We start from the raw sequence: 19,690 nt of genomic DNA on the forward strand, positions 1-19,690 counted from the left end.
CAATAACTCAGCCAGATCACATTATTAGGATAACTATTTTATTTCCCGGCATGAGCCGAAGCTGTAACGGTATGCGGCGTAGTGGCAGAGGTGCTTTGCGGCTCTTGACCGAGTATCTGCGCGAAGACCTGGCGTAAAGTCCCCAAAGGGTCAGCAACGAGATCATTGGCCCGATAGGCGACAAACCGGTCCGGCCGAACCACCACGCAACCGCCATCCTCGATTTCTCGGAGCTCCCCCCAACGCCCATAAGCGTCGAAGGTCCACGTGCCGTGAGCGATGACCACGCCATTCACGGAAATGCCGAATTCGTCGCCGACCTGTCGGAGTGCTTCGACCCAGGGTTGCCCGCCCATGCCGGTCAAGAGCGCGAAAGAGCCTTGCCCAACGACGTCCAGCGTAGAGACGCGGCTGCCTTCGTGTTGAATCCACGCGTGGGGTATATAGGCGCCGGGCGTGGTGGTCGCGTGATAGTAGAGTTCCGCGTCCCGGGTCGGCTCGGGAAAGCGAGCGTCGTCCCGCACGACTGCGGCGGAGGTATAGCGCTGGCCCAATTCGACGCCATGGCCATTGAACTGATAATTTTGCAGCTCGATCGCCGAGGCCAGCTGCTTCCTGCGTGTGCGGCCCACATGAGTATCGGAAAAAAGCTCGTCCAGCGAAGCCCATCCTTCGTCGGCTCCCTGGCCGTCGCGGAAGCCCAAAGCGTGTAAAACCTGCAACAATTCCATCATCGACTTGATGGCCCGGTTCACCACTTGCTCCGCCACCGGTTGTCGCTCATCGGAGTACGTCTGCAGCAGCGATGGAGCCGCCTGCCCCTTGACGATCAGTGCAAGCTTCCATGCCAGATTGAATGCGTCCTGTACCGAGGTATTCAATCCGAGCCCGCTGGTCGGCGGATGACGGTGCGCCGCATCACCCGCAATCGCGACGCGTCCCTTCACCATGTGGCGCGCAAACATCCGGTTAATCGCCCACTTCGATACGGACTTCACGCGCACCGGAATATCCGGGTCGCCAATCGTTGCGCGGGCCCTCGCGATGACCGCGTCCTCACTGAGATCCGGTTCCCCGTCGGCGGGGTTATAAAACGACACCATCACCCATTCGTTCCAGGGGCGCACGCAGACCCATACTCCGCTTCCTAGCCGGTCGCAGCCGGGCTGATACAGCCAATACAGCACGCCTGGACGGTGTGCACAGTATTGACTGAGATCGACCTCAAGCCAGCAGTTCAGTGCGTATCCGAGACCCGCCTCCCCTTCGAGTTCGAAGCTGAGATCTTTGACGACTACGCTTTGTGCGCCGTCGGCACCTACCGCGTATTCCGAAATCACTTCGATTTCTTCCCCGGTCAGGCGATCCACCACGCGGGAAAACACCGCCTCCTCGGTCTGACGTATCGACATCAGTTCGGTGTTGAAGAGAACCTGTGCGCCAAATTCCCGCGCGGCCGTCAGTATTGCCGGCTCCAGCAAATGCTGCGGCGCGTTGCACATTTCGGACGGGCTGGCCATCTCATAGTCGGCGCTTCGCTTTTCCCCGGTCCCCCAGGCCTGAAGGCGGCCGAGTTCGGTCCCAGCGAAGCTCGTTACCCAAACGTTGTTGGTCATCAACTTATTCGACGTGGAGAGCGCGCGCACGCGATCTTCGATGCCAAGGTCCCGAAACACTTCGACGGTACGTTGATTCGTAATGTGCGCGCGGGGCGTATGTGCAGTACCGGGGTATCGCGTAATAGCGAGAACCTCCACTCCGTATTTCGCCAGCAGCGCGGCGGTCGTCAGTCCTGCGGGGCCCGCTCCAACAACGAATACGGGGACGTGAATTTGTCTCATAGTTCCTCCTCTTTCGAGGTGTTATGTTCAATTGCATGTCCAGCATCGGGGGCTAAAGATTGCACGGGTGCCTGGATCGGCAAGGTTTTGGGCTCGTTCGTCACTGCCTTTCTGTCGTACATTCACGATCCTGCCGTTTGCGCAGATCCAACGCCACGTCCACAATCATGTCCTCCTGCCCACCGACCATGCGCCGGCGACCCAGTTCGAGCAGGATGTCTACAGTTTTTACGCCATACTTATGGGCGGCCGCTTCACTGTGGCGTAAAAAGCTCGAATACACGCCGGCATAACCCAGCGCAAGCGTCTCCCGATCCACCCGCACAGGACGATCTTGCAGAGGGCGGACGATGTCATCGGCTGCGTCCATTAGCCGATAGAGATCGGCACCATGATTCCAACCCATCCTGTCAGCCGCAGCGATGAACGCTTCGAGTGGTGCATTGCCGGCGCCCGCTCCCATTCCCGCAAGCGACGCATCAACGCGGTCGCAGCCTTCCTCCACGGCGACAATGGAATTCGCGACGCCAAGAGACAGATTGTGGTGCGCATGCATGCCCGTTTCCGTCTTCGGATCCAGCACCGCCTTCAACGCGCGGAAGCGTTCTCGCACGTCTGTCATTGTCAACGCACCACCCGAGTCCACAACGTAGACGCAGGTCGCGCCATAGCCCTCCATCTTCTTCGCCTCAACAGCCAGACGATCCGGCGTCGTCATGTGGCTCATCATGAGAAAGCCGACCGTGTCCATACCTAATTCACGCGCGTATTCGATATGTTGTTTTGAGATGTCGGCTTCGGTACAGTGCGTAGCCACCCGGACAACACGCGCCCCGGCGTCGTAAGCGGCCTTGAGGTCGTGAATCGTGCCAATGCCCGGTATCAGCAGTGTCGCGATTTTGGCGTGCGACACCACGTCGGCGACGGCTTCGATCCACTCCAAGTCGCTATGAGCTCCAAAACCGTAGTTGAAGCTTGAACCTTGCAGGCCGTCGCCATGCGCGACTTCGATGCTGTCCACTTTAGCTCTGTCGAGTGCTTGGGCGATGGTCCGCACGTGCTCAATCGAATATTGATGACGGATCGCATGGCTACCATCGCGCAGCGTCACATCCGAGATGTAGATCTTCTTGGTCATAATGTTTCCTGTTCTTAGGCAGCGGCAACCGGACGCACGCGCGCGGCCATCGACTCGGCGGTACGCAACGCCGCACTGGTCATGATGTCAAGATTGCCAGCGTACGAAGGAAGGTAGTGAGCTGCGCCCTCGACTTCGAGAAAAATGGAGGTTTTCAGACCGGTCATACGCTCACCAACGCCCGGAATGTTGATAGGCTGGTTCGCCTCTATACGGTCAAACTGAACCGCTTGCTTCAGACGGTAGCCTGGCACATAGGCTTGTACCTCGGCGACCATGCGTTCGACCGAATCAGCGATCAAGTCCTGATCGACGAAGTCACTGAGCGTGTAGACCGTATCGCGCATCATCAGGGGCGGTTCAGCCGGATTCAACACGATAATAGCCTTGCCTCTGCGAGCACCGCCGACCGCCTCAATGGCCTTCGACGTCGTCTCAGTGAACTCGTCGATGTTGGCGCGCGTACCCGGGCCCGCGCTCTTACTCGAAATCGATGCGACGATTTCTCCGTAGTGCACCGTGGCGACGCGCGAAACAGCCGCAACCATTGGGATAGTGGCTTGCCCGCCGCAGGTGACCATGTTGACGTTGGTCGCATCGAGGTGCGCCGCGCCGTTCACGACGGGAATGCAATATGGACCGATGGCCGCCGGCGTGAGGTCAACCAGGAGGATGCCGGGTTTCAGTGTACGCAGGAAGGCATCGTTCTTGACATGAGCGCTCGCGCTGGTGGCGTCGAAGACAAGGTCGATTTCGTCAAACACGGGCAGACGTGCGAGACCTTCGACGCCCTCGTGTGTTGTCGCCACGCCGAGGCGCGCAGCTCGGCTAAGGCCGTCGCTCTTAGGGTCGATGCCGACCATGGCGCCCATCTCGATGTGGCGACCATGACGCAGGATCTTGATCATCAAGTCTGTGCCAATGTTGCCACTGCCGATAATGGCAGCTTTGAATTTACGGGTCATGGTGATGCTCCTTGAGTCTGTTTATTTCGCGTTCGTGTGAACGCGCAAGCCTGTGAGAACAAGCCAGGGTTCATTCCTGCAGATTGCACTCCCACGACGCCGCCTTATTCTTTTTCGAACGCCGCGGTTACCGACCCCAGACCGTCAATGCATACGTCAAATACGTCCCCAGCCACCACCGGCACCATGGGCCCCAGCGCACCGGAGAGCACTGTGTCACCGGCGCGCAGTGGATAGCCGGCCCGCGCCATGACTGTCGCAAGCCACAGTGTGGAATTGAGCGGCGATCCCAGGCAAGCCGATCCAGCACCAGCTGACACCAATAGACCGGACCTCGCCATCGTCATGCCCGCATGGCGCGCGTCGAAATCGCAGAGCCGAGTCGGCTTGGACCCCAACACATAAAGTCCGGACGATGCGTTATCCGCAATGGTGTCGGTGATGCGAATATCCCAGTTAAGTACCCTGGAACCGACAATCTCGATGGCTGGCACCGCAAAATCGATGGCCTGAAACAGATCAGCCACCGTCAGCTGATCTGCGTCAAGATCGCGCCCGAGGACAAACGCAATCTCTGCTTCGACCTTTGGCTGAAGTACGTCTTTGAGTACGATCTCCTCGCCTTCGACGCGCGCCATATCGGCAAATAGCATGCCGTAGTCCGGCTGCCCCACCCCTAGCTGCTTCTGGACGGCCACGGACGTCAAACCGATTTTTCGACCCACGAGGCGGCGGCCCGCCTCCAGTGCCCGTCGCGTGTTGATCGCCTGCACTGCATAGGCCAGCTTCAAATCGGTTTCGCCGATTAGAGACCGTACCGGAGGTATGGCCACTCTCTTGAGCTCGGCCTCGTGCAGAAGATCGGCGGCTTCGAGTGCTGTGCGGGCTAACGCGGTATCCGGTTGATTCATTGCAACCTTCTGATGTGTTCCTGGTTTCGATGATCGCCGCGCAAGGGATTGCGCAACCGCGGTGATGGCGAGCACCTCTTGTCGTGACACCGCCTCAAGCGATCACGCCAATGCCTTGGCAATGCGACATTAGGCTTTACATGACAATTTGGTGTCCTATATACGACCGACTAGCTTATGTCCCCATACGCTGATACGGTCGTAGCGGACCACGGACCAGCCGACCTCCACATCGCGAGCGCCCCAGCCAAACTCGACCGCGAAGCCCGATGGCGTCGCCCCATAAAACGAAAACATGTGATCGTTGGTGTGGCGGCCGAGCGTCGTAACGAGGGCACCCTCGGCATCAAACCTGTCATAGGCGAAACCGACATCGTCCAGCGCTTCGCTTTGCAGCATGAAGTGATGGAGTTTTTTCGCCCCCGGCAGTTTGGCCAATGCCAGTGTGTGATGACGGCCGTTGCAATGCAGAAAATAGAGAGTTGTACTCAATTCAGCGTTGAGCTTCCAGTCAATAACGTCCGAGAGCTTCATGCCGACTGCGTCGGTATAGAAGCTGAGCGCGGCGTCCATATCCTGAACGTTCAGGACATAGTGACCGAGGCCCTGGTCCCCGGTTTGAAAACCCGATACGCCGAGCGGAGAAGCAAACGGTTGCTCGAATCGCTCCGTTGCACCGTAGTAAATTTCGACCCGGTTTCCGAATGGATCGGCGCAGGAAAGCAACCCGAGCACGCCCCGCTTCGCGACCAGATCGGCACCTTCAACCTTTACCTCGACGCCGTGAGCCTCCAGACGTTCCTGCACTCGGTAGAGTGCTTTTTCATCTTCGACCTCGTAGCCCGCAAAGAGATAATCATCGGAGGGGCCCTCGGTAACGGAGAGCCGCCAGTCGCGGGAATCGGTCCGGAACTGCGCCTGCGCCTCCGTTACAGCGCCCTCCATCGCGCCCAGCTTGCCCGTGACGAACGAGCGCCACGCAGATACATCCGTTACTTCAAATCCGAGATACCCGAGGCGTTGAATGCTCATATCCGTGTCTCCTGCTTAAATGAAATGCTTGTCGAGTTGTGCGCCAAGATTCGCACCGAACAAGCCGCGTACCCCCATGCCGCCGTCATAATTCAGCACGCTGCCCGTCAACGAAACGGTGTCCTCGCGCGTCGCGAAGAAGACGTAGGCTCCGGCATATTCGTCCGCCGACGCAACGCAACCGGCCGGCAGAACCGGTCCCAGTGCGTCGGCAAGCGGCACTGCCTTGATACTCGTATCCTGAAGGTTCAACGTCTCGGGGCCGCGCAAATCGGTACCAAGCACGCCTCCCGGCGCGATGCCATTGACACGGACATGAGGGCCCCACTCGTAGGCGAGTTGCTTGACCAGGCCGATCACGGCGTTCTTGCTGGCGGTATAGAGAACTCCGCCGCCTCCAGCGTAAAACGCGGCACTTGATGCGGTAAAGATCGCGCTGCCTCTGCTTTTGTACAGAGCTGGCAGCGCGGCTTTGGCTGCCAGCACATAGCCCTTGACGTTCACGGCGAACATCTCGTCAAATGCCTCTTCAAGGCGGTCAGCAGGGATGTCCACCAGCTGAGTCGAGAAATCCCACACGCCGGCATTGCCGACCAGACAATCGAGCTTGCCGAACGCCTCCGTGCAGCGCGCCACAGCTTCCCGATGACTATCGAGAAAGCGCACGTCACCCTCGATTCCGATCAGCGCGTCGCCATGACGGTTTCTGAGCTCATCCAGACCGGACACCGATTTGTCCAGCACCGCAACGCGAGCCCCTTCGGCGATATAGCGATCCACGATTGCCCGCCCAAGGCCGGCACTGCCGCCGGTAATCAATGCCACTTCGCCTTTCAGTTTCACGCTGCGTCTCCTTGATGTACGCGCAGAAAATCGCGCATGTTGTTCGATAAATCCCCCAATCGTGCCGGCTCCACAACTGCCCCTGCTTCCACCAGTCTCGTAGCTACGGCGAAGTCCCGCGGCGCGTCCATTGCGACAACGGCCTGAAGCCTCCCCCCCGAAAGACGGAAGAGCAGTGCCGCACCGTCACCCAGGGTTCCGCGCATGATGAACTCGCCCGGCCCCTCGATATCCCCGGCCATCTGCATTCGATGCCCGGCAATCTCTGTCCAGGAAACAGGCACCTGCGGCGCGGATCTTGCCTTTCCCAGGATTGCGGCAGCCACCGCTGCTGCCTGCCGCTCGGCATTCAGATAAGTCTCGAGTGAGCGCCGCCCGCCGTCACGAAGCGGCCAACTGGCTACATCTCCAACAGCAAAAACACCTTCAGCAGACGTTGCACCACGATCATCCACGATGACGCCGCGGTCGCAGGTTAGACCGGCCTGCCGAGCCAGCTGGTCAGCGGGTTCGGCGCCGATGCAGACAAGCGCGTTGTCGGCGGTAAAGCGGCGCCCATCACTGGCAGTCACCGCTTCGAGCTGCTGCGCTCCGGAAAATCCAGCTACGCCGGTACGCAACTCAACCTGCACTCCCATCGCTAAAAGGGCCTCGCGCAGCCACGCCCCCACACGCCGCCCCAGCACCCGAACCAGCAGCTCGTCTGCAGCTTCCAGGATGGTCACTTCCAGACCGAGTTTCCGAGCGGTCGTCGCGACTTCGCAACCAATCAGACCGCCGCCTACGATGACCAGCCGCGTTCCGGTCGTCCAGCTCCGACACAACGGCTGCACATCGTCATAGGTTCGAAGCGAGACGACGCCGCGCAACTGACTTCCCGGAAGCGGCAATCCTCGCGCACGACTGCCCGTCGCGAGGACGATGGCGTCCGCGGCAAGCGTAGCCCCGTCCTCGAAGCCGATCCTGCGAGCGACTGCGTCTAGGCTGCTGACAGTCCGGCCGGTCAGCAACTCGATGCGAGCCTCATCGAACCATGCGGACTCGGCCAGGACCGGAGGCCGCTCCAACAGTCCGCCCAGCACCGCCTTCGACAGCGACGGACGATCGTAGGGCAAATACGCCTCGCTTCCAATTAGCGAAATACGACCGTCGAAACCATCAGCGCGTAGCGCCTGCGCGGTCGAAAAACCCGCAACGCCATTGCCAACGATTGCGACATGGGACGTCATTGCTTCACCTCGCCAGCTTCAAGGTCGACATGCACCCCGCCCGCTTCCACCTTGATCGGAAAGATCTTGAGCGGCTTGCAGGTCGGCAGGGCTTTCACCTTTCCGGTCCGCACACAAAACTTGCCAAAATGCAGCGAGCACTCGATCACGTCGCCATCCAGGTAGCCATCGGACAACGCCCAGTTCCCATGCGTGCAAGTGTCCTGCACAGCAAAGAATTCGCCGTCGACATTGCAGACCATCACCGGTTCCTGGCCGCCCTCGTGACGTTGCATCTCGCCTGGCGGCAGATCCGTCTGCTGCATGATGTACGTCCATGCCATACTTTTATCCTAGAAAAAGAAGCTGAGATTGTTGGCCAGAATCGTGCTCTGATCGATCAGGATGGTCCGGTCGACGATTTCGAAGCCTGCGTCGGAATCCGTGCGGCGCAGGGTATCTCGCCGCTCGCCCGCGAAAATATCGGTTTGGCGTTCCAGGCGATTTCGATACACGATGAAGGCACTGGAGATCTGGTACTCGCCGGCGGACGCGCCATTGAGGATCATCACGTTGCTGACGAGATGGCGAGTACGTGACGCCGGATTTTCCGACCAACCGACGTCCGAAACGATTTTTCTCAACCGCCCTTTCATCGTCGTTGCGTCTTCATCGAAATGCGCTAACTCGTTGGCTTTCGAATATTCCTGAGCTGCATCACGCATGATCCGCGTTGTGCGGATCGGCATGAAATACCGGATGTCTTTCGCGAGCAGGGCAAACCACTCTTCGAATCGACGATCATTGAGCAGCTTGGCTTCCCAGTAGTAAAACTGCTCGATTTCGTGCTGTAGCTCGGGCGAAACAGGTACCGGCTTCCTGGTAAAGATGTCGGCTTTCTTGACGGGATCAGACATGACCATTCCCTCTGAATTTCTAATGGCAGGATCGCTGGATCAGACAGCGCTCAAGACCTGACTCCGGCCATCAACCGGCCGGCCTCGAGCCGAGGCATTAACTGACTCAGCGCGTAGCGTTCAGTGCGGCCCAATCCGGCGAGATCATCATCCGCGCCCATTGGCTGTAAAGCCCGCGCGCGGCTTCTTCGCTATAGACATAACTGATCCGCCCGGGGTATTCGGAATCATCTTCCGTGACCTTGCCAAGCCCCATTTCCATATTGAAGGGACGACTACGCGCCTTGGTACCGCGCAGGATATGCTGGATCTCAACCCAGTTTTCACCGTCGTCCTGCTCGAATACCCCACCTGCCGAGAAGGTACGCAACGACTGGCGACGGAACTCTTCCTTGATATCGTCGGGTGCGTCTGCATCGACGAGCGTGAACGCCCAGACTTCCACCTCGTTCGGCCCGCGGGGATGCCATGCGCGAATCGTGTTCAATCCGGGGAGGAAGGAACAGGTGGGAAAAACGGTCATATGCTGCGCCATGACGCGGGTCCCGCGCTCAACGCTGCCCAGTCGTTGAGCAGCCTTCTCGGCCGCGGGACCTTCGGTCCAGTAGCTCGCGATCTTCGGCCCCGAAATGGCAATCAGAAGATTGGGATCGCCAATATAGAAGCCCGAACCGTGCCCCCCCACTTGGCGCGGTACTGCTTGCCGACCGTCGGCGGCGCAAGGTCTGCAAGCTCAACGCCCTCGGGTAAGCCGGCGAGAATGCCGGAGAGGTGGGAAGTCGTGCCAGCGTGATACATGTCGCTGCAGAACTGTTCCGCCGCGAATTTCCAGTTGCACGGAATAACCCACTTTTGCACACCTGGAATCGCTTCGGTACCTGCCTCGGTGCGATCCAGCATGTGGTCCATATAGAACGTTGCATCGCCCAGATAGGTGATCAGGTCGGGGGCGTCGTTGTCCCAATTTGCGAAAATCAGCCCCTTGTAGGTCTCGACGCGCGCTTTCAGCGGGCTCCACTCTTTCTTGTCCAGACAGGGAAGCGCTTCCGCCTGGAAGGGGACATTGACCAAATTGCCGCCCGTGTCGTAGGCCCAGCCGTGGTAGCTGCACGTGAATGCCTTGGCGTTACCAGAATCCGCGCGGCAAATACGCATGCCGCGGTGACGGCATTGATTCAGGAAGACAGCAATGGTGCCGTCCTTCTGGCGTACAACAAGAACCGGGTCCTCTCCCATATAGTTGGTGATGTAGTCCCCCGATTTGCTTATCTGGCTCTCGTGCCCGAGCAACAGCCACGATCGACCAAAAACCCGTTCCAGCTCGAGCTGGTAGAGATCTTCATCGGAATAAATGCGCGGATCGAGGCGCCCTGTGTCCTCGCGCACCAGTGCCTGAATGTCGCTGTCCCGCCATGTCTTGCTCAGCTTGATAGGGTGTGTATCGTTGTGACTCATTGTCTCCTCCGGGGTTACTGTCAACTTTCCGCTCACCACATCACTTCGAAATCGCCCAACGCCCCAATTTCGGAATCACTCTGCGGAGAGGAAATCCTGGACCTGGCTGATGAATCCTCGTGTCTGCTCGATCTGTACCCAATGCCCGCATTTGCCGAAAACATGCAGCTGGGACGACTTGAGGAGCTGATTCAGCCGAATCGACGTTTCCACCGGGACCACTCGGTCCTCGCGACCGTGCAGTAACAGCGTCTCGTGCTGGATGGACTGGAGGTCGTGGTCGGGGATTGACAGTTCGTCGAGCCGCTGCTGCCTCGGGCTCGGGAACATCGCACCAAACGACTCCTGATGCCCGGGTCTGATACTGGCTTCGTAGCGCAATTTGGCCAAGTCATCCGTGACCCGGCTGCGGTCGTAGGAGAGGTAATCCAGCACGACCCGCATATTGGCCACAGACGGTTCATAACCCCACACAGCCTCAAGTCCCTCGGTAATCCTACCCTTGGGGCCACCGGAACCCATCAGCACCAACCGGCGAACCCTTTCCGGGAATTTGATGGCAAGCGCGAGCGCGACGGCACCGCCGAGTGAATTGCCAATCAGATCCACACGATCTAGTTCCAGCGCATCCAGAACCCCTGTCACATGGTCTGCCCAGGTTTGAAGGCCGTACGAAATTCCTGCCGGCCGCTCGGTGAACCCAAAGCCCACAAGGTCCGGAGCGACAACTCGCCGGGTCTTCGACAATTCCGGGAGGATCGTTCTCCAGTTCGCCCAGGCGGTTACGCCCGGACCCGAGCCGTGAAGCAGCACTACCGGCTGGCCGCTTCCGGCATCGTGAAGATTGGTGTCGATGCCCCCGGCTCGCACTTTGGTGCCAATTTCTACATTCGCGTTGCCCATCTATGAACTCCAGTTAGGAACTTTAGACTTGCGAGGGTGGAGAAGCCCGGCAGCGCAGTACGCTATCGAGATCGATGCGGCGTGACTTGCCTCCAGGCCCACAACTACGGCCACCTGCGGTGAGTTGCTACAAAAACGTCTTATCCTCAAAATATCGTTATTTGTGTACAATGACGTTATTGTGAGTGCGCGGACGTTTTTTGGAATCCGTGAAAACCCGATGATGCCCAAGTCCCAGTGGCATGCATCCAGGGCTGAGCTAGCGTTGCTAATCGAGTCGCGGTGCTCCATGATTGACATGCGAAACAGTTGAGACATAACAACACCGCCAGCTGCGCCGAGGTCCGCGTTCATACGCGCGCCCTCTGCCTGCGCCATTGGTCTGACGGGCCGATACGGCTCTGCATAGCTGTGCCGCAGTTACCGATTGATCGCAAACCAGACCAAGCTGACTGCTGTCTAACGAAGGGGAGAAAAGCGGTGACTCAGCAAAACTCGGGAGTTTTTAAAGAAATGAGCAAGTTGGCCAAGATAACCAACGGGTCGCGGGCAGACTTTGGTCTCGGTCTTAAAGAAGGAAAGGCGTCAACTGCCATCGAATCTACCTATGCAATGCTCAGGGACGGCATAATAAAAGGCGTCTATCCTCAGGGTTCAAGGTGCCACCTCGACACCCTGAAAACATCTCTAGGCGTCAGCGGAAGCACCTTGCGCGAAGCACTGACTCGCTTGATCGGAGACGGTCTCATCAGCGCCGAGGGACAGAAAGGATTCACTGTCGCCACCATGTCACTGGCGGACCTCGATGACCTTACCAATGCACGCATCACGCTGGAAACAACGGCTCTGATTGAAAGCATCGAGACTGGTAAAGGCGACTGGGAAGACAATCTCGTCCTCTGCTTCCGTAGGCTCACCCGGATCGAAGAACGGCTTAACATCGACCCGGCTGGAAGCTTTGACGAGTGGGAGATGCGTAATAAGGAATTTCATGAGGCACTCGTTGCGGCATCCCCGTCCAGGTGGCTTGCGAGGTTCAGGGATGTCTTGTTTCACAACTCGGAGCGTTACCGTCGTCTGTCCGGCACACAAGGTCCTCCGCCGGCCGAAGTGCATTTCGAGCACAAGGAAATATTCGAAGCCGCCATGAGCCGTGATACGGAACGGGCAGTTTCGGCTTTGGCTGCCCATATCCGTCGATCTGCAAATGTCATTCGGTCCAACGGGCTGCTGAATGATCCAGAAAGTTGATTCGTCCTTGCACAGTCGGTGAATTTGCGGCGCGATGACCATCAGCCGGTCGGTCAGTACCGCGCCGTCTCACAGCGGAACAACGACCGCGAAATTCCTACTAGCCTACAGGGCGCTATCACGTTGGCGGGGTGTTCGCGTAACATGATGCGATGACGAAAACGAAATCGCTTTATCCCAGCCACCGGTTTCCGGCGACGATCATCAGCCATGCGGTGCGGCGGCACTTTCGGTTCCAGCTCTACCTGCATGACTTCAAAGAGATGCGATCGAGCGCGCTGGCGTAGGACGAGACCGGATGGAGCCCTGCGGCGATAGCAGTAAGCACCGTCACCTAGCGTAGATTGCTGAATCCTTCATCAGTCTCTCCATCCAATCGAGCTTGCTCCCCTGTGTGAGTGAACTCGATCCGGCACTAGCTTGTTCTGCACCCGTTTCAGTTTCATGGTCAGTGGCCAGATACGCATTCTGAGTCAGCGTGAAGGTCTCTATCGTGGCGCTCCGGCTCCACTTCTTTAAGATGACAAAGACTCCGCGCACGGGCTACTCGACACTGAGACCAATCGGATTCCTCTCTGTTCGCCAGTGCCGATTCCAACGCGTGAACAAAACGCTGGAACGCATCCAGGGTTCCATGGACGCTTCGATACTCGGTGCGGCCGATTCTGCCGTCAAGTACGACCAGCATTCCAGCATCCGCCGCCAATTCCAGGATGTTCATTCCGTTTCTCCCGAGATCGCCCGACTAGCAACCCATCGCTTATGCTGCAAGCGGGTAAGCGCGCATCGCCGGCGTGCTCGCCTTTGCCGGGAACACGTTCCACGAACCGTCATCGTGCCGGAAGAAAACGATGGTCAAACTTCGGTCCGGCCGCACCACGCCGATGCGCACGTAGCGCCTTCGATCCGATGGTGTGCGACTGAACTCCACCACGCGTACGGTCATCACCGCCGAGTGCCCAAACCACTTTGCGACCAGCGATCGCAAGCACATCTCTCCGGAACCCATCTCGCTCTCCTCCCACCGCGGCGCCACCATCGTGTCCCGCCAATTCGTGGCTGGAACATTGCATCGTCTTGTCGGTTACCTTACCGACAAATATAGGTTATTCAACCTATAATGCAACTGCTTATTTTGACCGGCGAGGGTAAACGATACCGGCTTATAAGCGTTATTTCATCGGATATTTGAGGCGCCGATGTTTGAGGAAACCGGTTTTTCAACCTATACTTAAGTCCGGTTAGATAACCTGTTAAGTGGAGCGATTTCCGAAGAAACCGCCGCGGTCGCACCGCCAACCGTCAACGCGATGCCCGGAAAGCGCAGAACCGCACCGTTGATTGCTGTCGCACAGGGCGGGTGCGCCCCCACGGACCGTTGCCAGACGCGAACTTTGCGCCGAACAGCGGGACAGTCAGCGCCTCAGAACGGAGTACACGTGAAAAAACTGACCCTCACTTCCGCAGCGATATTTGATCCACGAACCGCGGCGCCCGCGAGACGGCGCGGCAATCGGGAGAGTCGGGTGCCCGAGATCATCGAGGTATCGATCAACGTGCTGATCGCGGCCGGTTACGCGGGGTACACGATCAACCGCGTGGCCAACGATGCAGGCATTCGCCTGAGCACGTTACAGCACTATTTTTCGACCCGTGAAGCGCTGTTGCGCGCCACGCTCGAGGAGGTCGCAAAACGGTACTTCGAACGCTTTCGAGGCTTCGCCGAAAACAGAAATCGCTCCCCGCAGGCGCGGCTCGAAGCGATCATCGACGACGCTTTCGCCGAGTTTGTCAAACCTGGGATGCCCGCAGCCCTCTTCGAAGGTTGGGGGTTGGCGCTGCATGAACCGTTTGCGCGCGATGTCGTTGTAGAGGTACAAAAGCAGTTCACGAGGCTCTTTGCAAAGCTCGTTGGCGAACTCAATCCGGTACTGTCGATGGAAGAACGCGAATTGCGCGCTGCATTGATCGTGTCCAGTTGCGAGGGCCTCGTTATTTTTCTTCGCTGGAGTGACAACAGTCCCTCGCAACTGCATGCCTTCCGCAAGGCTGTCAAGGTCGTATGGAGTGGCCTCGGCAAGGCTGACGAATGAGCACGCGCGACCTGCTGTCATGAGTCTGTGGTCCGCGATGCTGAGAACTCACTGCCCAAGCGCGCGCGGTTGAAAGGCGCCGCTTGCCGCGGGCAGTCCGACACGGCTCTGAAGGCCGTCACACATTCAGCCTGACGCCGCCAGATGGAGCAGGCCAGCGACTTTCACGGCGGCGAACCTCGGCGCCGGGACTGCCGCGACCAGATCGTAGAGGATGCTGTCGGGACTCCTGTCCGGATATTTTTACGCGATCGCACGAAACGTCGCGAGATGCCTGGTGGCCTGATTGGGCGGTGGTACCCGCGAACTGCTCGCCCAGACCGTCAGCACCCATCACACGCGCTGTCACTCGAAGCGCCGCGTATCCTGCAGCAGCATGCGGAGCAGATTGCCGGTCGATCAATGGTGAGCCTCGTCAGGCAAGCCCGGCCGGGGATAGCAGCAATGGCTGATCCAAGTTTGACTTGGCACAACGGGAGCGTGCTGCCGTACGCGTCGCTCTGGCATACAACGCTGCGCGCCTGCGCGCCCAATGCTTTGCACCGGCGTGATCTGCCCTCCCGTTTGGCGAGGTCTCCCGCGACCGTTGAGCTGATCGAAAACCGCGGCGACGTCGATGTGGCGGCATTAGCGCATTAGCGCACGCTCTCGGCGAATCACCGGAGGCATTCCGGTGGTCGAGCAAGGGCGGCCTGCCCTTATGGCTGAGCCGCGCACTCGTCGTACCGGGACCACGCCTTTGCTTCGCCTGCCTGGCGGCTGGCTACCATGCCGCCATGTTTTCCGTTGCGCTGCTCGACGCGTGCCCGATCCACGGCACCCCGCGCTTCGACACGTGTCACTGTCACTGCGGCGCGCCGTTTTCTGCGAGGCAGCGCTCTCAGGCCGACTACGTGACGGCCGGCAGTTGCCGGTGTGGACGACTACATTTCTTTACGCGCGACACCTGCCGTCGTCCTGTGCTGCCGGCAACCGCGACGCGCGCGCTCGATCCTGTCGCCGCTTGGCTGGACGTCGAAGCTGATTCGACCGGGACGTCTATCGCGAATTTGTGGCTAACACGAAGGCCGACGGCGCGTTCTGAGCCGGTCAACCTCGCGCATCGTCATGGCGCTCATGACTCCGTCGCGCGATTCGCAGGCCTCGTGCATCAAGACCAATTTGTTGCGCGTTACACGTACGCCGCGCGCACCGTTCGGCTGCGTGGCGCAGCAAGGACTTGCCCGCGTTCCGTATCTGTCACGTACATTCGCCCACGACCTAGAACTCAGCACAGAGGGGTGCTAATTCAAAATCAATGGGGCAACAGACTCGACCGCGGAACACATCAGCACCTTGTGCTCATTGTCGCTTTGTCGTAACCGGACGAACTTCGAACCCCGGCGACGATGAGCTCTTTGTCGACAGGCGTGCGCCCGGGACCTTGTGCGTTTGCTTCTTAAAGACCAGTTACGAGTTCAATTCGCTCGCCTACCGAGTGGTCTCAGGCAAAGAGGCTACGACACCTCGATGGCTCACCGACAGTGCATTGGAAAAGGTAATCATCGCAAGCCCCATGATCTGCCAGCGACTGATTCCTTGACCCAGTATCGACCACCCAATCGCTACGGCGACCAAAGGCTCGACACTCATCAAAATACCAAACTGATAGTGAAGCATTGTCTTTAATGCCCGCATTTCCAATGCATAAGGAATGAGCGGGTAAAAACACGCTGCGACCAACAGTCGACCGAGGACGGATACGGACGGTAGTTGGAAAGTGCCTTCTGCTAGACTGGTGACGCAGCTCAGAACGGCCGCGACTGCTAGTGCGATGCCCAAACTGCCGGCGCTGGAACTTGCTTGCCCTACCTTCTTGGCAACCAATATATATGCGGCCCAACTTGCTGCTGCGCCGATAGCAGGCAGCGCAGCATATAGTGATATATCGGCTGAACCCACCGCCAATGTAAAACAAATTCCGGCGAAAGCCAGCAACGCAATCAATACCGTGAACAGACTGCGGCTGGTTGCCACGGCTATGCCGAGCGGTCCGAGAAACTCAATCGCTGTCGCCAAGGCAAGCGGCATGCGTGTGACGGCACTCGAAAAGAATATGCCCATGCCCGCCATAGCGACGCCCATGAAAAGTGATGGCAGCAACGCGGTCTGTGTGAGGGACCGGGGGCGAAAAGCCGCGCTCGCGCCTACAGCGATGGCCGCGGCAAAGGAGAACCGGACAAAGGACGCTTGGACAGGTCCGATCAATGTGATGACTGGGAGGGATATTGCGACACCCGCCTGCACCGCGATCAATGCCATGAGGCAACAAATAACCGGAACTATCTTCATATCTACCGCCCTCATCTCCGAGTAAGTCGAGGAACGCTATACAGTGACGTTTTGACGGTATTCCTCCCGACACCACTTGGGCGTAGGCCGATCCGCTCGCACAGCGAAAACCTCAATTCCGTGTGCGATAACATTGCGCAGGACGCGACATCGCTTGCAATCCAGTTCGACACCGCACCAACAAACAAGGCTCAACCAATGCCACTTTCAACCGCAATCGCACTTGGCAACTCCACCTTTATCTGCCGGTCACTAGGGATCGCAGAAGTCATTTTGGAGAATCGTGACTTGCCGTGGAGATCATTTTGGACAAGGCCCGAAATGACCCGAAACGAATTGCCGAAAGCGCTCGGATTTGCAATCGGTGAAGAGTTCCCCTGGTGTGCCTTGCGCTTCGATCAGTCCCTGGTGGAAAAACACCACCCGGTTCGACGCATGACGGGCAAAATCCATCTCGTGAGTGACGACTAGCATAGTGCGTCCTTCCTCCGCCAGCGACCGCATCACGCGCAACACTTCGCCGACCAGTTCGGGATCGAGCGCGGACGTCGGTTCATCGAAAAGCATGACCTTCGGATGCATAGCCAATGCCCGCGCAATGGCCACACGTTGCTGCTGACCGCCTGATAGATGGGCGGGATAGCAATGGCGCTTTTCGTACAAACCCACCTTTTTGAGTAAGTCTTCCGCCTCTGACATGCACTCCGCTTTGGCGCGATTTTGTACATGCAGCGCACCCTCCATGACGTTTTCCAGAGCCGTCATGTGGGACCATAGATTGAAACTCTGGAATACCATGCCAAGCTGCGCGCGAACCCGGTCGACCTGACGACGGCTGCGCGGCTGCAGTCGCCCGTGCCTGCCATGAAACATCTCGATCATCTCTCCTGCAACAGACACCGTGCCTTCGTCCGGCGTTTCGAGCATATTGATACACCGCAGGAATGTGCTCTTCCCTGATCCACTCGATCCAACAATGGATATTACGTCGCCATTATGGGCATCGAGTGAAATGCCTTTTAATACGTGCGCGTGGCCGAACGACTTGTGAATACCCGTGACGGAGAGTGGGACTAGGTCTGCTTGGCTTCTGGTGATTTGCATGAATGGGCTCGCGTTCCTTGAAGGACTAAAAACCGGGTTGGGATCCAGATCAGAGATCGGCTCGCTGCGCATCTGCCCTGACCGGCTGTTCATCCGACCCCCGTGACGAGACCGCGCGAACAGGCTCGGCAACGGTTGAACGCCTTGCTCGAGTGTGCGGCGAAAGCTTCGCTTCGAGCAACGCAAGCGCGCGAACAATGAGGAAGTTCAGTACGAGATATATGGCTGCGGCGCACAAGAATACTTCCATCGTGCGGTACGTTTTTTGAATTATTTGCTGCGCCACCCCCGTCATATCCCAAACCGTTACGAGACTGGCCAGCGCAGTGGATTTCGCTAGGAGGACCACTTCAGTCGAGTAGGAGGGCAACGCATAGCGCAGTGCGATCGGGCCAACGATTCTGCGAAGCAAGGTAAAGCGTGACATCCCACAGGCAAGAGCGGCTTCTATTTCTCCATGCGGTACAGCCTGCAGTCCCCCACGGATGATCTCGGCTGTATAGGCGGCGGTACACAACGCAAGTGACAACACGGCGCACGAGAAAGGAGCGCGCAAAAGAGGCCATAAGAAGCTTTCGCGGATAGCCTGAAATTGTCCGACGCCGTAGTACACGAGGAACATCTGGATCAAAAGAGGCGATCCACGAAACAGCAGCAAGTAGCCGCTAGCGAGACGATTCAATGGCCATAGCGGACTTAGTCTCATCGCTACGATCGCCAGCGCTAGCAGGCCGCCTGCGATTAGCGATGACACAAGCAGTGCCAGGGTGACCGGAAGCGCGGCAAGCAGCTTCAGCAGCGTGTCTGCCAGGAAGTCGAAGTCTATGTTCATGTATATCGTACCTTTCCATGTCGAGGCGATTCGCGTGCAGACCCGCGCTGCCCGGTTACTGTCGGGCGAAAGTTTGACGGAACGAGCGTCCCACGCGTGCTTCGGCATGTTTAAAGACGCGGTTGGAGACGCTCGTCAGAAGAATGTATAAAATACCTCCCGCAACATAGAACGTGAAGTACTGGTGCGTTGAGCCAGCTGCAATTTGGCTCGTGCGCATCAGCTCTGCCAAACCCGTGACGGAGATCAGTGCCGAGTCCTTCAAGCTGAGTTGCCAGACGTTGCCAATGCCAGGTAGCGCATAGCGCACCACTTGAGGAATAAGTACACGGCGCCGGACCATCAAAAGCGGCATTCCAATCGCGCGTGCCGCTTCAATCTCGCCTGGAGGGACAGCGAGCACTGCCGCCCGATAGACTTCGGCCTGGTAAGCACCAGAGATAACACCGACCGCAATCGCTCCGACCGCGAAGGCCGGCACGCTGACAAATCCTTCCGAACCGAACAGCCTAGCCACTGCGGTTACCGCGTTGGAGCTGCCGAAATAGAACAAATAGATGATCAGCAACTCGGGCGCCCCGCGAAAGATCGTCGTATAGGCCTCGCCGACGATCATGACCGAGCGGCGCGACGACAGCTTCGCTGCCGCAACCATCGCGCCGATTACCGCACCCACGAGCAGCGCCACGAGCGTAAGGCTTACGGTAAGCAGCGTAGCGAGCAGGAGCGCGGCGCCCCACCCTTCGACCCCAAATCCCAAGATACGGTATAGATTCATCGCTGCTCCTCAACGCCTGTATGACCTGCACCGGCAAGCGAGCCGTCTTGCAGACGGCCTGGCCGCCGGACTCAAATTGCCCCGATGG

At 58.4% G+C, this 19,690-nt stretch carries 20 protein-coding genes; 2 read left to right on the top strand and 18 right to left on the bottom strand.

All coding sequences use genetic code 11. From position 1 onward, the window contains the following. Positions 1-38 precede the first annotated feature (38 nt). The 12 genes from SB772_RS01805 to SB772_RS01860 all read right to left on the bottom strand — a co-directional run bounded on the left by SB772_RS01805 (position 39) and on the right by SB772_RS01860 (position 11,213). Positions 39-1,841, bottom strand: a complete 1,803-nt coding sequence (locus tag SB772_RS01805) for an FAD-dependent oxidoreductase (protein ID WP_410831567.1) — start codon at positions 1,839-1,841, stop codon at positions 39-41. Positions 1,842-1,941: 100 nt separating this feature from the next. Further along, a complete protein-coding gene (dmpG, locus tag SB772_RS01810; protein WP_410831568.1) occupies positions 1,942-2,979 on the bottom strand; it encodes a 4-hydroxy-2-oxovalerate aldolase in 1,038 nt (345 codons plus the stop codon). 14 nt (positions 2,980-2,993) lie between these two features. Then, positions 2,994-3,944: an acetaldehyde dehydrogenase (acetylating) gene (locus SB772_RS01815; RefSeq protein WP_410831569.1), complete on the bottom strand. Its 951-nt coding sequence runs from the start codon at positions 3,942-3,944 to the stop codon at positions 2,994-2,996. Between the two features lie 104 nt (positions 3,945-4,048). Next, entirely contained in the window at positions 4,049-4,855 is an 807-nt protein-coding gene (locus tag SB772_RS01820) for a 2-keto-4-pentenoate hydratase (RefSeq protein ID WP_410831570.1), read from the bottom strand. 156 nt (positions 4,856-5,011) lie between these two features. Then, a complete protein-coding gene (bphC, locus tag SB772_RS01825) occupies positions 5,012-5,887 on the bottom strand; it encodes a biphenyl-2,3-diol 1,2-dioxygenase (protein ID WP_410831571.1) in 876 nt (291 codons plus the stop codon). Between the two features lie 15 nt (positions 5,888-5,902). Next, entirely contained in the window at positions 5,903-6,730 is an 828-nt protein-coding gene (hcaB, locus tag SB772_RS01830; protein ID WP_410831572.1) for a 3-(cis-5,6-dihydroxycyclohexa-1,3-dien-1-yl)propanoate dehydrogenase, read from the bottom strand. Continuing rightward, complete coding sequence (locus SB772_RS01835) at positions 6,727-7,959, bottom strand: NAD(P)/FAD-dependent oxidoreductase (protein ID WP_410831573.1); 1,233 nt, start codon at positions 7,957-7,959, stop codon at positions 6,727-6,729. The genes hcaB and SB772_RS01835 overlap by 4 nt, the downstream gene beginning before the upstream one ends. Next, positions 7,956-8,282: a non-heme iron oxygenase ferredoxin subunit gene (locus SB772_RS01840; protein ID WP_410831574.1), complete on the bottom strand. Its 327-nt coding sequence runs from the start codon at positions 8,280-8,282 to the stop codon at positions 7,956-7,958. Before SB772_RS01840 ends, SB772_RS01835 begins: the two co-directional genes overlap by 4 nt. Positions 8,283-8,291: 9 nt before the next feature. Then, positions 8,292-8,855, bottom strand: a complete 564-nt coding sequence (locus SB772_RS01845) for an aromatic-ring-hydroxylating dioxygenase subunit beta (RefSeq protein WP_410831575.1) — start codon at positions 8,853-8,855, stop codon at positions 8,292-8,294. Positions 8,856-8,961: 106 nt separating this feature from the next. Further along, positions 8,962-9,540 (bottom strand): RHO alpha subunit C-terminal catalytic domain-containing protein, encoded by a 579-nt coding sequence (locus SB772_RS01850; RefSeq protein ID WP_410831576.1) that lies wholly within the window; start codon positions 9,538-9,540, stop codon positions 8,962-8,964. Beyond that, positions 9,492-10,310 carry a Rieske 2Fe-2S domain-containing protein gene (locus SB772_RS01855; protein WP_410831577.1) on the bottom strand — a complete coding sequence of 273 codons (819 nt, stop codon included), beginning with the start codon at positions 10,308-10,310 and terminating at the stop codon, positions 9,492-9,494. The genes SB772_RS01850 and SB772_RS01855 overlap by 49 nt, the downstream gene beginning before the upstream one ends. Before the next feature lie 75 nt (positions 10,311-10,385). Beyond that, positions 10,386-11,213 (bottom strand): alpha/beta fold hydrolase, encoded by an 828-nt coding sequence (locus tag SB772_RS01860; RefSeq protein ID WP_410831578.1) that lies wholly within the window; start codon positions 11,211-11,213, stop codon positions 10,386-10,388. Positions 11,214-11,693: 480 nt separating this feature from the next. Between SB772_RS01860 and SB772_RS01865 the strand changes: the two genes are divergently transcribed. Next, positions 11,694-12,464 (top strand): GntR family transcriptional regulator, encoded by a 771-nt coding sequence (locus SB772_RS01865; protein WP_410831579.1) that lies wholly within the window; start codon positions 11,694-11,696, stop codon positions 12,462-12,464. 448 nt (positions 12,465-12,912) lie between these two features. On the opposite strand, the gene SB772_RS01870 is transcribed toward SB772_RS01865, so the two are convergent. Together SB772_RS01870 and SB772_RS01875 are read right to left on the bottom strand one after the other, a co-directional pair. Next, positions 12,913-13,185: a hypothetical protein gene (locus tag SB772_RS01870; protein ID WP_410831580.1), complete on the bottom strand. Its 273-nt coding sequence runs from the start codon at positions 13,183-13,185 to the stop codon at positions 12,913-12,915. 39 nt (positions 13,186-13,224) lie between these two features. Then, positions 13,225-13,473, bottom strand: coding sequence for a hypothetical protein (locus SB772_RS01875; RefSeq protein ID WP_410831563.1), 249 nt, complete (start codon positions 13,471-13,473; stop codon positions 13,225-13,227). Positions 13,474-13,990: 517 nt separating this feature from the next. Here SB772_RS01875 and SB772_RS01880 point away from each other — a divergent pair. Next, positions 13,991-14,557, top strand: a complete 567-nt coding sequence (locus SB772_RS01880; protein ID WP_410831581.1) for a TetR/AcrR family transcriptional regulator — start codon at positions 13,991-13,993, stop codon at positions 14,555-14,557. Between the two features lie 1,470 nt (positions 14,558-16,027). Here SB772_RS01880 and SB772_RS01885 read toward each other — a convergent pair. The 4 genes from SB772_RS01885 to SB772_RS01900 all read right to left on the bottom strand — a co-directional run bounded on the left by SB772_RS01885 (position 16,028) and on the right by SB772_RS01900 (position 19,602). Next, the gene (locus tag SB772_RS01885) at positions 16,028-16,888 is read right to left on the bottom strand and encodes an EamA family transporter (RefSeq protein WP_410831582.1); all 861 of its coding nucleotides are present in this window, start codon (positions 16,886-16,888) and stop codon (positions 16,028-16,030) included. Positions 16,889-17,188: 300 nt separating this feature from the next. Next, entirely contained in the window at positions 17,189-17,992 is an 804-nt protein-coding gene (locus SB772_RS01890) for an ABC transporter ATP-binding protein (RefSeq protein WP_410831583.1), read from the bottom strand. Positions 17,993-18,041: 49 nt separating this feature from the next. Continuing rightward, positions 18,042-18,824 carry an ABC transporter permease gene (locus tag SB772_RS01895; protein ID WP_410831584.1) on the bottom strand — a complete coding sequence of 261 codons (783 nt, stop codon included), beginning with the start codon at positions 18,822-18,824 and terminating at the stop codon, positions 18,042-18,044. 55 nt (positions 18,825-18,879) lie between these two features. Next, positions 18,880-19,602, bottom strand: coding sequence for an ABC transporter permease (locus SB772_RS01900; RefSeq protein WP_410831585.1), 723 nt, complete (start codon positions 19,600-19,602; stop codon positions 18,880-18,882). Positions 19,603-19,690 lie beyond the last annotated feature (88 nt).

Source organism: Paraburkholderia sp. SIMBA_030, assembly GCF_046535245.1.
Classification (GTDB): domain Bacteria; phylum Pseudomonadota; class Gammaproteobacteria; order Burkholderiales; family Burkholderiaceae; genus Paraburkholderia.

Coding starts and splice junctions, on each gene's coding strand:
- SB772_RS01885 (WP_410831582.1), bottom strand. CDS start 16,888: ATGAAGATAGTTCCGGTTATTTGTTGCCTCATGGCATTGATCGCGGTG.
- SB772_RS01860 (WP_410831578.1), bottom strand. CDS start 11,213: ATGGGCAACGCGAATGTAGAAATTGGCACCAAAGTGCGAGCCGGGGGC.
- SB772_RS01845 (WP_410831575.1), bottom strand. CDS start 8,855: ATGTCTGATCCCGTCAAGAAAGCCGACATCTTTACCAGGAAGCCGGTA.
- SB772_RS01870 (WP_410831580.1), bottom strand. CDS start 13,185: ATGAACATCCTGGAATTGGCGGCGGATGCTGGAATGCTGGTCGTACTT.
- SB772_RS01805 (WP_410831567.1), bottom strand. CDS start 1,841: ATGAGACAAATTCACGTCCCCGTATTCGTTGTTGGAGCGGGCCCCGCA.
- bphC (WP_410831571.1), bottom strand. CDS start 5,887: ATGAGCATTCAACGCCTCGGGTATCTCGGATTTGAAGTAACGGATGTA.
- SB772_RS01855 (WP_410831577.1), bottom strand. CDS start 10,310: ATGAGTCACAACGATACACACCCTATCAAGCTGAGCAAGACATGGCGG.
- SB772_RS01820 (WP_410831570.1), bottom strand. CDS start 4,855: ATGAATCAACCGGATACCGCGTTAGCCCGCACAGCACTCGAAGCCGCC.
- SB772_RS01890 (WP_410831583.1), bottom strand. CDS start 17,992: ATGCAAATCACCAGAAGCCAAGCAGACCTAGTCCCACTCTCCGTCACG.
- SB772_RS01840 (WP_410831574.1), bottom strand. CDS start 8,282: ATGGCATGGACGTACATCATGCAGCAGACGGATCTGCCGCCAGGCGAG.
- SB772_RS01875 (WP_410831563.1), bottom strand. CDS start 13,473: ATGGGTTCCGGAGAGATGTGCTTGCGATCGCTGGTCGCAAAGTGGTTT.
- SB772_RS01835 (WP_410831573.1), bottom strand. CDS start 7,959: ATGACGTCCCATGTCGCAATCGTTGGCAATGGCGTTGCGGGTTTTTCG.
- SB772_RS01815 (WP_410831569.1), bottom strand. CDS start 3,944: ATGACCCGTAAATTCAAAGCTGCCATTATCGGCAGTGGCAACATTGGC.
- SB772_RS01895 (WP_410831584.1), bottom strand. CDS start 18,824: ATGAACATAGACTTCGACTTCCTGGCAGACACGCTGCTGAAGCTGCTT.
- SB772_RS01900 (WP_410831585.1), bottom strand. CDS start 19,602: ATGAATCTATACCGTATCTTGGGATTTGGGGTCGAAGGGTGGGGCGCC.
- dmpG (WP_410831568.1), bottom strand. CDS start 2,979: ATGACCAAGAAGATCTACATCTCGGATGTGACGCTGCGCGATGGTAGC.